We start from the raw sequence: 13,959 nt of genomic DNA on the forward strand, positions 1-13,959 counted from the left end.
TGCGAGCCCCGCCCGATCGGTTACACCCCCCGGACACCCGAGCAGGCCCCGCCGCCAGGCGTCCCCCCGGACCCCGCGCAGGCACCGCCGCCGGAAACGTCCCCCCTCGAACTTACCCCCCTGACGCGGCACACGCGCCCCCCAGCGCGCACCGCCGCACCCCCGACGCAGAAGGAGCAACCCCCATGCGTACCGACATCCTGCGCAAGACCGCCCTGACCGCCCTGACCATCACCGCCACCGCCGGTGGCATCGCCGGCCCCGCCCTGGCCGCCCACGCTGCCCCCACCGACAAGCCGGTGCAGGCCGAGCGCAAGCCCGGCGGCGAACGACAGCTCAAGGTCGACTACGAAGCCCAGCCCAACTTCTACTACTGCGGCCCCGCCGCCACCCGCAACGCCCTGTCCGTGCTCGACAAGGACATCGACGTCGACGACATGGCCAAGCGGATGGGCACCACCGAGGCCGGCACCAACAGCATCAACGACATCACCCCCGTCCTGAACAAGGAAGCCGGCAAGGGCGACGTCTACCGCTCCGTCGAGATCAAGACCGGCAAGGCCGACACCAGGCAGACCGACAAGCTGCGCAGCGACATCGTCGCCACGGTTGACGACGGCCGCGCCCTGGTCGCGAACATCGCGGGCACCGCCACCGACACCACGGGCGGCACCCACTCCTTCGAAGGCGGCCACTACATCGCTGTCACCGGCTACCAGGACAACGGCAAGATCGTCACCATCGCCGACTCGGCCGACCCGGCCACCGCCAGCTACGAGATGGACATCGACACCCTCGCCGACTGGATCGCCACCCGCGGCTACTCCCACTGACCCACCACGACAAGGGCCGACCCCACTACGGGGTCGGCCCTTCGTCGTACCGAGGTCAGCCGCCCGAGTCGGCCAGTTCGGCGCCCTCGGGGACGGCGTCGTCGTCCCGGCTGGCCAGCCAGCCGTCCGGCAGGAAGACCTTGCCCGGGGAGTTCGTCCGGCCGCGCGGCTGGCCGAGCGTCTCCACCGGGAACGGCACGGTGGGGTCGAGCTTGCCGAGCAGGTCGTCGAGCTGGGCCAGGCTGTCGATCATCGCCAGCTCGCGGCGCAGCTCGCTGCCGACCGGGAAGCCCTTCAGGTACCAGGCCATGTGCTTGCGGAAGTCGGTGCAGCCGTCCCGCTCGCCCCGCGCCGGGGTGCGCGACCCGGCGGTGAACTGGTCGACCAGCAGCTCGGCGTGGCGGCGCATGGTCGTCGCGACCTCGCCGAGCTGCGGCAGCCGCCGCTCGGGGCGGCCGTTGAAAGCGGCCTCCAGATCGGCGAAGAGCCACGGCCGGCCCAGGCAGCCGCGCCCGATCACCACGCCGTCGACACCGGTGTGCGCGACCATCCGCAGCGCGTCGTCGGCCTCCCAGATGTCGCCGTTGCCGAGCACCGGCACGTCGAGGGCCTGCTTCAGGGTGGCGATGGCGTCCCAGTCCGCGGTGCCCGAGTAGCGCTGCGCGGCCGTACGCCCGTGCAGGGCGACCGCCGCGACCCCGGCGTCCTGGGCGGCGAGCCCCGCCTCGACGTACGTCAGGTGGTCGTCGTCGATGCCCTTGCGCATCTTCACGGTGACCGGCACCCCGGCGGGTGACGCGGCGTCGACCGCGGCCTTCACCAGCCGGGCGAAGAGCCGCCGTCGCCACGGCAGCGCCGAGCCGCCGCCCTTGCGGGTCACCTTCGGCACCGGGCAGCCGAAGTTCAGGTCGATGTGGTCGGCGAGGTCCTTCTCGACCACGATCCGCACCGCCCTGGCGGTGATCTCCGGGTCGGTGCCGTAGAGCTGGAGGCTGCGCGGCTGCTCGTGCTCGCCGAAGGCGATCATGCGCAGGGTCTTCGGGTTCCGCTCCACCAGCGCGACGGTGGTGATCATCTCGCAGACGTAGATGCCTCCGCCCTGCTCCCGGCAGAGCTGCCGGAAGCCGACGTTGGTGATGCCGGCCATCGGGGCGAGCACCACCGGCGGCCACACCTGGTGCCGCCCGAGGGTGAGCGGGCGGAGCGCGGCGGGAGCGGCGGGACTGGTCACGTACCCAAGAATCCCATGCCCGCGACGGTGGCCCGGCCTCCGGTGCCCGGCCGCCGCCGCGATGGTGAGCGAACTCGCACCGCGACGGCGACCGGCGGACGGATCAGGCGGACGGATCAGTAGTCCCGGCCGGGCTCGGACAGGATCAGACCGGACACGTCCACGATGACCGACGTCGCGGCGTTGACGTGGATCGCGAAGCACAGCGGCCGGCCGTTGTGACTGCCGAGCCGCACCTCGACCAGGTTGGAGAGGATCTGGTTCGGCCCCCACCAGTTCAGCGACGACGTCTTCGGCCGGGCGATCGAGGAGCTGTACGTGGTCAGCACGCCGGCCGAGACGGTGCCGGCCACGGTGATGTTGACGTAGGCGGTGGTGGCCCGCTCCGCCAACGCCGGGGGCACGTTCTGCACGGTCAGGTGGATCACCTGGCCGGCGTTGAGCTTGCCGGCGCTGACCACCGAGGTGGAGCTGACGACGTGCGCGGCGTAGGCCGACAGCGACCGGGTGTCCAGGATGCGTTGCGGCCGGATGGCCAGCGTCCGGTTCGCCCAGCGGGAGGTGTTGACGTACGCCTTCCGGCCGCCCTGCCCGCCGGTCACCAGGTCACCGACCGGGGTGACGGCGAGCGAGCCGGTGGGCAGCTCCGGCGGGATGTGCTCCTCGTTGGTGGGCACCAGCCGCAGCGAGTCGACCGAGCCGAGCACCAGCGTGGGGTTGCTCTCCGAGCCCCCGACCAGCTCGGTCTCCGCCGTGCCGGCGTCGTTGACCTGTCCGATCAGCACCGGGTCGCCGGCGTCGGCGTGCGCCGGGGTGGCGACGAGCGCCGTCGCGCCGAGCCCGGCGCCTGTCGCGACACCGGTGGCGATGATCCGCCGGCGGGTGGTCGACGATGGCTCCCCGCCGGTCATGCCCCTGCTCTCCTCGGCTGCGTGGTCACGCATCGCCCGCCACCCCCTGGTCGTCGGCGACGGCGGCACGAGCACCGGTGGTCGCGGTCTTCGGGTTGTTGATCGACGCGTACGCGGGGTGGGCGACCAGCAGGCCCGTGACGTCGAGGATCACCGCGGCGGCGCTGCGCTGCACGCGGACGCGGACCACGTCCGTCTCCTCGCCCGACGCCATGACCTGGCTGATCACCCCGTTGGAGAGCAGCTGCCCGGCGGTCCACCAGTTGATGGTGGAGGCCGACGGCAGCGGGCCACCGCCCCAGACCGTGGCGAAGCCGCCCTTCTCGGTCTTGGCGACGGTGACGTTGCCGATCATCCCCTCGATGTCGTATCCGAGCCCGAGCAGGCTCACGACCAGCTCGCTCTCGGCCAACGCCCGGCCCTGGGCGTCGATCCGGTCGGCGCCCTCCGCCAGCCGGGCCCGGCCCTCGACGGTGCGGGTGTCGAGCACCCGGGTCGGCGGGATCGGCACCAGCATGGTGGCGGTCCCCGTGGTCAGCGCCGTGTACCGGGTGCTGCCGTCGGAGACGCTGAGCCCGCGCGGGCCCAGCGCGACGGTGCCGGCGGGCGCGGCCGGGCCGTCGGTGGCGCCGGCCACCCCCAGCCGCAGCGTCGGGCCGGCCGGGTTGCGCAGCACCAGGGTGGCGCCCCCACTCGCTGCGGCGCTGCGGACGGTCGTGGTGCCGCCCTGGTTGGTCTCGCCGACCTTGACCGGCGTATCGGCGGCGGCGGCCGGCGTGGCGGTGGCGGCGGTGGCGGCGACCGCCGCGCCGCCGGTGACGGCGGCGCGGCGCAGCAGGGTGCGCCGCGACGTGGAGCGGTCGGATGTCATCTCATTCCCCCGTGACGTGGTGGGTCGCCGGGCCGGCGACGTGGGCGTGCGACTGCCGGACCATCAGCCCTCGTCCTTGAGCAGCACCTGGTGCGGGTGGCCGACGAGCAGGCTGGTCATGTCCACGATCACGTGCGTCGGCGAGGCGGTGGCCTGCAGGGTCAGCACGCTGCGGAAGGACCCGAAGGCCCCGAGCTGGCTGAAGAGGAAGTTGGACAGGATGGTGCCCGCGGTCGACCAGTTCACCGTGGACGTCGCCGGCCTGGCGCCACTGCCCCAGACGGTGAGCACCCCCGCGCCGGTCATGCCGACCACGGTGACATTGCCCTTGACCGCGTAGCCGTCCCGGACGTAGGCGTCGAGGGCGAGCACCACCGGCATACCCGGCTGGAGCCGGCCGTTGGCGTCCAGCGCCCCGGAGACGAGGTTGCGGCGCAGGTTGACGTCCCGGGTGTCGAGGACCCGGGTGGGCGGAACGGCGACGGAGGTGGTGGCCCACTCGCTGGTCCACACGTAGCCGCTGGTGCCGGTGTCGGGCCCTCGGACGTACATGCCGCGCTCCTGGTCGACGGCCACGGTGCCGGGCGCGGCACTGATCAGGTCGGGATGGGCGGGCGTGCCGGGCACCAGCCGCAGCGGTGCGCCGGAGCTGTTCGCCAGGTGCAGCGGAGGCTGTCCGGCGTCGTGCAGCAGGGTGGTGCTGGCGGTGCCGGCGTCGTTGGTCGTACCCAGGACGAGGTCGTCGCCCGGAGCCGCCTGGGCCGGGCCGGGCAGGCCCACCGCGGCGGCGACGCCCGCCCCCGCGCCACCCACGGCGACCGTGGCGGCGCGGCGCAGCAGGCGCCGCCGCTTCGGGTCGTGGTCAGAGTCCTGTTGCGGCGTCATGCGCACACCCCCGTGACGAGAATCGACGCCGAATGCTCGCACGAGATCAGGTGTCGCTCAACCAGCCGTCCGGTGTGAACGGCGAGGCCCCGCCCCGCGGTGGCGGGACGGGGCCGTCGGGCGACGGCTCAGCAGCCGGGCAGGCGCTCGATCAGGTAGCGCTCCACCTGGTCCAGGGAGACCCGCTCCTGGGCCATGGTGTCCCGGTTGCGCACGGTCACCGCGTCGTCGTCGAGGGTGTCGAAGTCGACGGTGACGCAGAACGGGGTGCCGATCTCGTCCTGGCGGCGGTAGCGGCGGCCGATCGCCTGCGAGTCGTCGAACTCGACCACCCAGCGCTTGCGCAGCTGCGTGGCCAGCCCCTTCGCCTTCGGCGAGAGCGCCTCGTTGCGCGACAGCGGCAGCACCGCCACCTTGACCGGGGCCAGCCGTGGGTCGAAGCGCATCACGGTGCGCTTGTCCACGCCGCCCTTGGTGTTCGGGGCCTCGTCCTCGTCGTACGCCTCCAGCAGGAACGCCAGCACCGCGCGGGTGAGGCCGGCCGCCGGCTCGATGACGTACGGCAGCCAGCGCTCCTGCTTCGTCTGGTCGAAGTAGGACAGGTCGACGCCGGAGTGCTTGCTGTGCGTGGCGAGGTCGAAGTCGGTGCGGTTGGCGATGCCCTCCAGCTCGGCGAACTCGCTGCCGCCGAACCGGAACCGGTACTCGATGTCGACGGTGCGCTTCGAGTAGTGGGAGAGCTTCTCCTTGGGGTGCTCGTACAGGCGCAGGTTGTCCGCGGACAGGCCGAGGTCGAGGTACCAGTTCCAGCGCTCGGAGAGCCAGTACTCGTGCCACTGCTCGTCGGAGCCCGGCTCGACGAAGAACTCCATCTCCATCTGCTCGAACTCGCGGGTGCGGAAGATGAAGTTGCCCGGGGTGATCTCGTTGCGGAACGACTTGCCGGTCTGCGCGATGCCGAACGGCGGCTTCTTGCGGGCGACCGTCTCCACGTTCTTGTAGTTGACGAAGATGCCCTGGGCGGTTTCCGGGCGCAGGTAGTGCATGCCCTCGTCGCTCTCCACCGGGCCGAGGAAGGTCTTCATCAGACCGTTGAACATCTTCGGCTCGGTGAAGGTGCCCTTGTTGCCGCAGTTCGGGCAGTTCAGCTCCTGCAGCGAGGTCAGCGGCTTGCCGTGCTTCTCGGCGTACGCCTCCTCGAGGTGGTCGGCGCGGAACCGCTTGTGGCAGGACTGGCACTCGGTGAGCGGGTCGACGAACTCGGCGATGTGGCCGCTGGCCTCCCAGACCTTGCGGGCCAGGATGACCGCGGAGTCCAGGCCGACGACGTCGTCGCGCTGCTGGACCATGCTCTTCCACCACTGCCGGCGGACGTTCTCCTTCAACTCCACGCCGAGCGGACCGTAGTCCCACGCCGACCGGGTGCCTCCGTAGATCTCGCTGGAGGGGAAGACGAAGCCTCGGCGCTTGGCGAGGCTGACGACGGCGTCGATACGGTCGGCTGGCATGTTTCCTCCTACGCCGACTGGCGGTCGGCGGGGACGTGGCGTGGACGGAACGGAACAGTTCGGGGACAACGGTACGACCAGCGGCACCCCGGGCCCAGCAGAATACCGGGGTCGGGTCAGTTGACCCCGCAGACCTCCAGCCCGGCCGTCTGCTGGTCGGGGGCGAGGGTCACCGTCTGCACGTCCCGCCCGCCACCGCTGAAGGTCACGTCGACCGGCACGGTCAGCGTGTTGGGGTCGACGTCGCCGATCCGGTACGAGGCCACCGCCGGCTCGTCCTGCACCCGCCGGGCGAACTCCGAACGCGACTCGCGCCGCTGCGCGGAGTCGCAGAGCGTGTCGTACGCCTTGCCGTACTCCTTGCGCACCAGCGCGCCGTAGTACGCGTCGGTGATCGCCTCGCCCTGCTCCTCGGTGGCCTGGATGCTGCTCACGGTCAGCCCGACCAGGGCGGTGCCGCCCCCGCCGCAGCAGATCAGCAGCGCCAGCGCGCCGGCACCGAGCCCCAGCCAGAGCCGCTTGCGCCCGCCCTCGGTGGGCGGGGCGGCGAACGGCGGGGCGACCCCCGGGCCGGGCGGCGGGGTGGGCACGCCGTCGGTGGACGGCGGGGCCTCGCCCCGGCCGGGCAGCTCGGGGTACGGCGACGGTGCTGCCGGGCCGGGTGCGGTCATAGGTGCAGGGTAGTGCCCGCCGTCCCGCCGGTGCCGACGCGCGGGGAGATCACTCAGCGGTGCGGACGCGCGGCCCGGTCACTGGCGGCCACCACGACCTCGCCGGCCGGGGCGGCGCTGGCCAGCGTCTCGTACGCCGACGGCTCGTCGACCGACTCGGCGAGCAGCGGCACGGCGGCGATCTTGACGTCGAAGCCGCCCAGCGCCCGCCGGTACGCCCCCACCGACTCCCACTCGGTGAGCAGGCACCAGTGCCGCGGGTCGTCGAGCGCCCGCAGGAGTTCGCCGCGCAGGTAGCCGGGGCGGGCGGCGAGCGCGGTGAGCGCGGCGTGCGCCCGGGCGACGAAGTCGTCGGCGACATCGGCGTCGACCACGAACCGGTTGGTCACCTGCACCGGGTTCCTCCTCGTAGAGTCTGTGGGATGCAGCGTACGCAGAGCCCCGTGCTGGCCCGGCTGGCCCGGGCGAACCCGACCTCGGTGTTCCTCGCCACGTTGGTGCTGGTGCTGGTGGCGTTCTTCGCGCCGGGACCGGTCGGCGGCGTGCTGCTGCTGGCGCTCGCCGCCGGGCTGGTCTGGCTGATGGCGGTGACCTGGCCGGTCCAGGCCCCCCGCACCCGGGTGGTGCGGCTGCTGATGCTCACCCTGTTGATCGCCGTGGCGCTGGCCAAGCTGCTCTGACATGCAAGCATGCGTTTTTGACAATCATTCTCGTTATCGCGGAGAGTTGATGTCATGAACATCCGCCCCGCTCCGCGCGCCCTGGCCGCCGCCACCGCCCTGCTCGCCCTGGCCGGCACCGCCGCCTGCTCGTCCGACGGCGCCGGCGCCGACCCCCAACGGGTCGACGTGGTGGCCGCCTTCTACCCGATGCAGTTCCTCGCCGAGCGGATCGGCGGGGACGCGGTCACGGTCACCAACCTGGCCAAGCCGGGCGCCGAGCCGCACGACCTGGAACTCAACCCGGGCCAGGTGGGGCAGGTCACCGAGGCGGAGCTGATCGTCTACCTCAAGGGCTTCCAGCCGGCCGTGGACGAGGCCGTCGACCAGAACGCCGGCGACCGGGCCTTCGACGTGGCCACCGTGCAGCCGCTGCTGACCGCCGCGCAGGCCGGCCACGACCACGAGGGCGAGGGCGAGGGTGCGGCCGGTCACGCCGAGGAGGCCGGCGCCCCCGACCCGCACCTCTGGCTCGACCCGACCCGGCTGGCCACGGTCGGCGACAAGCTGGCCGCGCGGCTCGGCGCGGTCGACCCGGACCGGGCCGCCGACTACACCGCCCGGGCCACCGCCCTCCGCGGCGAACTGGAGAAGCTCGACGCCGAGTTCACCGCCGGGCTGAAGACCTGCCAGCGCCGGGAAATCGTGGTGAGCCACACCGCCTTCGGCTACCTGACCGAGCGCTACCGGCTGGAGCAGGTCGGCATCTCCGGGCTCAGCCCGGAGAACGAGCCCAGCCCGCAACGGCTGGCCGAGGTCGCCGAGGAGGCCCGGGAACACAAGGCCACCACGGTCTTCTTCGAGACGCTGGTCAGCCCCAAGGTCGCCGAGACCATCGCCACCGAGGTCGGCGCGAAGACCGCCGTGCTGGACCCGCTCGAAGGGCTGTCGAGCGACAACGGCGGGGACTACCTTTCGGTGATGCGTACCAACCTGCAGACCCTGAGGACGGCGTTGAGCTGCTCGTGACACCACCTGTCATCACCGTCGCGCACGGGGTGGTCGGCTACGACGGCCGCCCCGTGCTGCGTGACGTCTCACTGTCCGTGACCGCCGGTGAGGTGGTCGCCGTCCTCGGCGCCAACGGCTCCGGCAAGTCCACCCTGATCCGCGCCGTGCTGGGCCTGGTGCCGCTGGCCGCCGGCTCCGTCGAGCTGTTCGGCGCCCCGCTGCGCCGGTTCCGGCAGTGGCGGCGCATCGGGTACGTGCCGCAGCGCCTCGGCGCCGGCGGCGGCGTACCGGCCACGGTGCGGGAGGTGGTGGCGTCGGGACGGCTGGCCCGCCGGGGCGTGCTGCGCCCGCCGGGGCGCGCCGACCGGGAGGCCGTCGAGGAGGCGCTGCGCGCCGTCGGGCTCGCCGACCGGGCCGGCGATCCGGTCGCCACCCTCTCCGGCGGCCAGCAGCAACGCACCCTGATCGCCCGGGCGCTCGCCGGGCGGCCGGAGCTGCTGGTCCTCGACGAGCCCACCGCCGGCGTCGACGCGGCCAGCCAGGAGGCGTTCGCCGGGGCGCTGCGCGACTTCGTCGCCGGTGGCGGCACCGTGCTGCTCGTCGCGCACGAGCTGGGGCCGCTGCGCCCGCTGATCAGCCGGGCGGTCGTCGTCCACCAGGGCGGCATCGCCCACGACGGCGCGGTGCCCGAACCCGCCGGGCACCACGCGGAGCCCGATCACGACCACGTGCACCCGCACGGTCCCGACGAGCCCGCCGGGCTGTGGAGCAGCTGATCATGGAACTCTTCCAGTACCCCTACATGCAGCGCGCGCTGATCGGCGCGCTGATCATCGGCCTGGCCGCCCCCGCGCTCGGCATCTACCTGGTGCAGCGGCGGCTGGCCCTGATCGGCGACGGCGTCGGGCACGTGGCGCTGACCGGAGTCGGCGCCGGGCTGCTGCTCAACCGTTCCCCGGTGCTGGTGGCGGTGCTGGTGGCGACCCTCGGCGCAGTCACCATCGAGCTGGTCCGGGCCCGGGGGCGCACCTCCGGCGACCTCGCGCTGGCGCTGCTCTTCTACGGCGGCATCGCCGGCGGCGTCATGCTCGTCGGGCTCTCCGACGCCACCAGCGCGAGCCTCAACGCGTACCTCTTCGGGTCGCTGACCACGATCTCGCCGCAGGACCTGACCACCATCGCGGTGCTCGGCGCAGCCATCGGAATCACCATGCTGACGCTGCGCCCCGCGCTCTTCGCGGTCTGCCACGACGAGGAGTACGCGAAGGTCTCCGGCCTGCCGGTGCGGGCGTTGAACCTGCTGCTGGCGGTCGCCACCGCGGTCACCGTGACCATCGCCATGCGGGCCGTCGGCGTGCTGCTGATCAGCGCCCTGATGGTGGTGCCGGTGGCCACCGCGCAGCAGGTCACCAGGGGGTTCCGCAGCACCATGACGGCCGCGATGGCGCTCGGCCTCTTCGCCGCCGGCGCCGGGGTCTGGGTGGCGGCCACCGCCGACACCGCCCCGGGCGCCTCGGTGGTGCTGCTGGCCATCGCCTCGTTCCTGGTGGTGGCCGTCGCCGCCGCGGCCTGGCGGGTGCTGCGCCGCCGGGCCACGCCCACCGCCGCGCCGAGCCCCGAACCGCACGAGGTCGTCCTGCGATGACGCCGCCCCGCAGGCCGTCGGCGGTATTGGTTACCGTTGCAGGGTGACCGCCACGAACGGGTACGACGCCTACGAGGGCGCGGGCGACCTGCTGCGCGCCCTCTCGGCCCCGATCCGGCTGGCGATCGTGAGCGAACTCGCGCAGGGTGAGCGGTGTGTGCACGAGCTGGTGGAGAAGCTCGGCGCCCCGCAGCCGCTGGTCTCCCAGCACCTGCGGGTGCTGCGCGGCGCCGGCGTCGTACGCGGCTCCCGGCGGGGCCGGGAGATCGCGTACGCCCTGGTCGACGAGCACGTCGCGCACATCGTGGCGGACGCGGTGAGCCACGCCGGGGAGGGATCGTGAACGAGCGCGGCGAGCGGGGAATCCGGCGGCCCCGGCCGCTCGCCGGCCGCGGGGAGGCGGGGACATGAGCGAGACAGCGGCGCTGCGCAACACCCGGCAGCGCACGGCGGTGAGCGCCCTGCTCGCCGAGGTGGAGGGCTTCCACAGCGCACAGGACCTGCACGCCATGCTGCGGGACCGGGGCGAGCGGGTCGGGCTCACCACCGTCTACCGCACCCTCCAGGGGCTCGCCGACGCGGGCGAGATCGACGTGATGCGCCCGCCGGGCGGTGAGCACCTCTACCGGCGGTGCAGCGAGGGGCACCACCATCACCTGGTCTGCCGGGCCTGCGGCCGTACGGTCGAGGTGGCCGGCCCGGCCGTGGAGACCTGGGCCGAGCGGGTGGCCGCCCAGCACGGCTTCTCCGACGTCAGCCACACCATGGAGATCTTCGGCACCTGCCCGCGGTGCGCCGCCTGACCGACGTCGCGGGGGATGCCGGGAGCGGCGTGCCGTGGCACGCTGTCCGGCGTGAAGATCTACGCTGATCGCTCCCCCGTCTTCCTCCGCCAGCTGCTCACCGACCTGCTCGTGGCCGCCTGGGTGTACGCGGCGATCCGCTTCGCGCTGTGGCTGCACGACCTGGTGCAGCGGCTCGCCGGACCCGGTCGCAAGCTGGAGGGGGCGGGCGGCGGCCTCGCCGACAACCTGGCCGACGCCGGCGGCAAGGTCGGCCGGGTGCCGCTGGTCGGCGACGAGCTGACCGCGCCCTTCACCCGGGCCGCGGACGCCGCCCGCTCGGTCGCCGAGGCGGGCCGTGACCAGCAGGAACTGGTCGGCCAGCTGGCCCTGGCGTTGAGCGTCGCGGCGCTGGTCTTCCCGCTCGGGCTGGTGCTGTTCGGCTGGCTGCCGTTGCGGGTGCGGTGGATGCGCCGGGCGGCCTCGGCGAAGGCGCTCGCCGCCGCGCCGGCCGGGCGGGACCTGCTGGCCCTGCGCGCCCTGGTCGGCCAGCCGCTGCGGAAGCTGACCACGATCGATCCGGACGTGGCCGAGGCGTGGCGGCGCGGCGACGACGCCACCGTCGACGCGCTCGCCGCGCTGGAGCTGCGTCGACTCGGCCTACGCAGTGGCCGCTAAGGTCGTCGGGTGTTCTACATCCTGCTCGTCATCGCCGCCCTGTTGCTCGGTTACGCCGCCGTGCTGGTGACCTTCGTCCGCAAGGGGCGCAAGATCCCGCCCGCGGCGTACCTGGGGCTGGCCGCGCTCAACGGGCTGATCCTGGCCGCCGTGCTGGCCTGGGCGATCGCTCGCTGACCCGGTGCGCACCGGCCGCGACCCGCACCGGGCAGGCCGCGGCCCGTGCCGCGACGGTCAGGGCTGCGGCGGGATGCGGCGACGCACGTCCTCGGCGGTGGAGGGACCGGCCTGCCAACGCGCCACCCAGGGGGCGTCCGCCGGCGGGGTGATCACACCCTCCTCCAGCCCGGCGTACCGACCGGCGAGGATGCGCTTCGCGGCGGCCACGTCGACGGAGTCGGTGTTCTCCCACAGGGCGGTGAAGAGCTGCTCGACCCGGACCCGGGCCTGGCGGCAGAACAGGTCGGCCAGCTCGACGTTCTCCGGGCGGGTGTCCTTCTCCGCGTACGCCCGGACGCAGACCGCGCTCATCGCGAACAGCTCCGCGCCGATGTCCACCACCCGGCCCAGGAACGCCTGCTTGCGTTCCATCTTCCCCTGCCAGCGGGACATCGCGTAGAAGGTGGAGCGGGCCAGCTTGCGGCTGTACCGCTCGACCTGGCGTAGGTGGCCGGCGAGCGGCCCGAACTCGCCGTACGCGTTCGGGCTCTGCCCCCGTCCGACGGCGAGGGTGGGCAGCCACTTCGCGTAGAAGGCGCCGGCGCGCACCCCCGCCTTCGCCTTGCGGCCGAGACCGGCGTCCGGGTCGATGATGTCGCCGGCGACCGAGAGGTGGGCGTCGACGGCCTCCCGGGCGATCAGCAGGTGCATGATCTCGGTCGAGCCCTCGAAGATCCGGTTGATCCGCAGGTCCCGGACGAGCTGCTCGACGGCGGCCGGGCGTTCGCCCCGGGCGGCGAGCGAGTCGGCCGTCTCGTAGCCGCGCCCGCCCCGGATCTGGACCAGCTCGTCGCCGATCTTCCAGGCCATCTCGCTGGCGTAGAGCTTCACCAGCGCCGCCTCGATCCGGATGTCGTTGCGGTCGTCGTCGGCGAGCAGGCAGCACAGGTCGAGCATGGTCTCCATGCCGTACGTGGTGGCGGCGATGAAGGCCAGCTTCTGGGCGACCGCCTCGTGCTCGCCGACCGGCCGGCCCCACTGCACCCGGTCGGCGGCCCACTCCCGGGCCACGTTCAACGCCCACTTGCCCGCGCCCACGCACATCGCCGGCAGCGACAGCCGGCCGGTGTTCAACGTGCTCAGGGCGATCTTCAGCCCCTTGCCCTCGCCGCCGATGACGTTCTCCCTCGGCACGAGGACGTCGTGGAAGCGGGTGAGGCTGTTCTCCAGGCCGCGCAGGCCCACGAAGGCGTTGCGCCGCTCGACGGTGATGCCCTCGCTGTCACCGTCCACCACGAAGGCGGTGATGCCGCCGCGCCGTCCCTCGCCGGCCGGAACCCGGGCCATCACCACCAGCAGGGTGGCGACGGTGCCGTTGGTGGCCCAGAGCTTGACCCCGTTGAGCCGGTAGCCGGTGCCGTCGGCGGTCGGCTCGGCGACGGTGGCGAGCCGGGCCGGGTCGGAGCCGACGTCCGGCTCGGTGAGCAGGAAGGCGGAGACCTCGCCGGCGGCCAGCCGGGGCAGGAAGGCCTGCTTCTGCTCGTCGGTGCCGAACATCTTCAGCGGCTGGGGCACCCCGATGGACTGGTGGGCGGAGAGCAGCGCCCCGATCGCCGGGCTGACCGAGCCGGCCAGCATGAGTGCCCGGCAGTAGTGCAGGTTGCTCAGGCCGAGCCCGCCGTACTTCCGGTCAATCTTCATACCGAAGGCGCCGAGCCGGGCCAGCCCGTGGAAGACCTCGTCGGGGATGCGGGCGTCCCGCTCGATGGCGGCGCCGTCCACCTCGGAGCGCAGGTACGCCTCGAACTCCGTGAGGAACGCCTCGGCCCGGGCGTCGTCCGCCGGGTCGGAGCGGGGCCACGGGTCGATCAGGTCCAGCCGGAACCGGCCGAGGAAGAGCTCCTTGCCGAAACTGGGCCGGTCCCAGGCCGCCTCCCGGGCCGCCTCGGCGACCTGGCGGGCCTCCTTCTCGGACACCTGGCCCGCCTCGGCGGGCAGTGGCCCGGCGCCGTCGGCGGTGGATCGGTTGTGGTGCGTCGTGGTCACGGCTGCCCCCTCGAACCTCGGTCCGGATGCGATCAACGTGCTCGACACGAGCAACGCTACCCCCGGGTG

Annotated in this window: 17 protein-coding genes; 9 read left to right on the forward strand and 8 right to left on the reverse strand. The window is 73.2% G+C overall.

Going from position 1 to position 13,959, the window contains the following annotated elements:
• Positions 1-185 precede the first annotated feature (185 nt).
• Complete coding sequence (locus tag ACPFP2_RS28360; protein WP_424093078.1) at positions 186-833, forward strand: C39 family peptidase; 648 nt, start codon at positions 186-188, stop codon at positions 831-833.
• Positions 834-888: 55 nt separating this feature from the next.
• Here the strand turns inward: ACPFP2_RS28360 and dusB are convergent, their stop codons facing one another.
• The 7 genes from dusB to ACPFP2_RS28395 all read right to left on the reverse strand — a co-directional run bounded on the left by dusB (position 889) and on the right by ACPFP2_RS28395 (position 7,305).
• On the reverse strand, positions 889-2,064 hold the full coding sequence (gene dusB / locus ACPFP2_RS28365) for a tRNA dihydrouridine synthase DusB (protein ID WP_424093080.1): 1,176 nt from the start codon (positions 2,062-2,064) through the stop codon (positions 889-891).
• 116 nt (positions 2,065-2,180) lie between these two features.
• Positions 2,181-3,008 (reverse strand): hypothetical protein, encoded by an 828-nt coding sequence (locus tag ACPFP2_RS28370; protein ID WP_424093082.1) that lies wholly within the window; start codon positions 3,006-3,008, stop codon positions 2,181-2,183.
• Complete coding sequence (locus ACPFP2_RS28375) at positions 3,001-3,846, reverse strand: hypothetical protein (protein WP_424093083.1); 846 nt, start codon at positions 3,844-3,846, stop codon at positions 3,001-3,003. Before ACPFP2_RS28375 ends, ACPFP2_RS28370 begins: the two co-directional genes overlap by 8 nt.
• Before the next feature lie 63 nt (positions 3,847-3,909).
• Positions 3,910-4,731, reverse strand: a complete 822-nt coding sequence (locus tag ACPFP2_RS28380; RefSeq protein WP_424093085.1) for a hypothetical protein — start codon at positions 4,729-4,731, stop codon at positions 3,910-3,912.
• A gap of 128 nt (positions 4,732-4,859) precedes the next feature.
• The gene (locus ACPFP2_RS28385) at positions 4,860-6,239 is read right to left on the reverse strand and encodes a glycine--tRNA ligase (RefSeq protein ID WP_424093087.1); all 1,380 of its coding nucleotides are present in this window, start codon (positions 6,237-6,239) and stop codon (positions 4,860-4,862) included.
• Positions 6,240-6,355: 116 nt separating this feature from the next.
• Positions 6,356-6,829 (reverse strand): hypothetical protein, encoded by a 474-nt coding sequence (locus ACPFP2_RS28390; protein ID WP_424093142.1) that lies wholly within the window; start codon positions 6,827-6,829, stop codon positions 6,356-6,358.
• 134 nt (positions 6,830-6,963) lie between these two features.
• Positions 6,964-7,305 (reverse strand): antibiotic biosynthesis monooxygenase family protein, encoded by a 342-nt coding sequence (locus ACPFP2_RS28395; protein ID WP_424093089.1) that lies wholly within the window; start codon positions 7,303-7,305, stop codon positions 6,964-6,966.
• A 27-nt stretch (positions 7,306-7,332) separates the two neighbouring features.
• On the opposite strand from ACPFP2_RS28395, the gene ACPFP2_RS28400 reads away from it, so the two are divergent.
• From ACPFP2_RS28400 to ACPFP2_RS28435, 8 genes are all read left to right on the forward strand, one after another.
• Positions 7,333-7,590 (forward strand): DUF6703 family protein, encoded by a 258-nt coding sequence (locus ACPFP2_RS28400; protein ID WP_424093091.1) that lies wholly within the window; start codon positions 7,333-7,335, stop codon positions 7,588-7,590.
• Positions 7,591-7,644: 54 nt separating this feature from the next.
• The gene (locus ACPFP2_RS28405; RefSeq protein ID WP_424093093.1) at positions 7,645-8,598 is read left to right on the forward strand and encodes a metal ABC transporter substrate-binding protein; all 954 of its coding nucleotides are present in this window, start codon (positions 7,645-7,647) and stop codon (positions 8,596-8,598) included.
• A complete protein-coding gene (locus ACPFP2_RS28410; protein ID WP_424093095.1) occupies positions 8,595-9,356 on the forward strand; it encodes a metal ABC transporter ATP-binding protein in 762 nt (253 codons plus the stop codon). The genes ACPFP2_RS28405 and ACPFP2_RS28410 overlap by 4 nt, the downstream gene beginning before the upstream one ends.
• 2 nt (positions 9,357-9,358) lie before the next feature.
• Positions 9,359-10,225 (forward strand): metal ABC transporter permease, encoded by an 867-nt coding sequence (locus ACPFP2_RS28415; protein WP_424093144.1) that lies wholly within the window; start codon positions 9,359-9,361, stop codon positions 10,223-10,225.
• A gap of 43 nt (positions 10,226-10,268) precedes the next feature.
• Positions 10,269-10,568, forward strand: a complete 300-nt coding sequence (locus ACPFP2_RS28420; protein WP_424093097.1) for an ArsR/SmtB family transcription factor — start codon at positions 10,269-10,271, stop codon at positions 10,566-10,568.
• Positions 10,569-10,632: 64 nt separating this feature from the next.
• On the forward strand, positions 10,633-11,028 hold the full coding sequence (locus ACPFP2_RS28425; RefSeq protein WP_424093100.1) for a Fur family transcriptional regulator: 396 nt from the start codon (positions 10,633-10,635) through the stop codon (positions 11,026-11,028).
• A gap of 51 nt (positions 11,029-11,079) precedes the next feature.
• On the forward strand, positions 11,080-11,685 hold the full coding sequence (locus tag ACPFP2_RS28430) for a hypothetical protein (RefSeq protein ID WP_424093102.1): 606 nt from the start codon (positions 11,080-11,082) through the stop codon (positions 11,683-11,685).
• A gap of 9 nt (positions 11,686-11,694) precedes the next feature.
• Positions 11,695-11,862, forward strand: a complete 168-nt coding sequence (locus ACPFP2_RS28435) for a hypothetical protein (protein WP_424093104.1) — start codon at positions 11,695-11,697, stop codon at positions 11,860-11,862.
• A gap of 57 nt (positions 11,863-11,919) precedes the next feature.
• On the opposite strand, the gene ACPFP2_RS28440 is transcribed toward ACPFP2_RS28435, so the two are convergent.
• On the reverse strand, positions 11,920-13,890 hold the full coding sequence (locus ACPFP2_RS28440) for an acyl-CoA dehydrogenase family protein (protein WP_424093105.1): 1,971 nt from the start codon (positions 13,888-13,890) through the stop codon (positions 11,920-11,922).
• Between the last annotated feature and the right edge of the window lie 69 nt (positions 13,891-13,959).

Origin of the sequence: Micromonospora citrea (assembly GCF_049629545.1) — a bacterium.
Classification (GTDB): domain Bacteria; phylum Actinomycetota; class Actinomycetes; order Mycobacteriales; family Micromonosporaceae; genus Micromonospora; species Micromonospora citrea_A.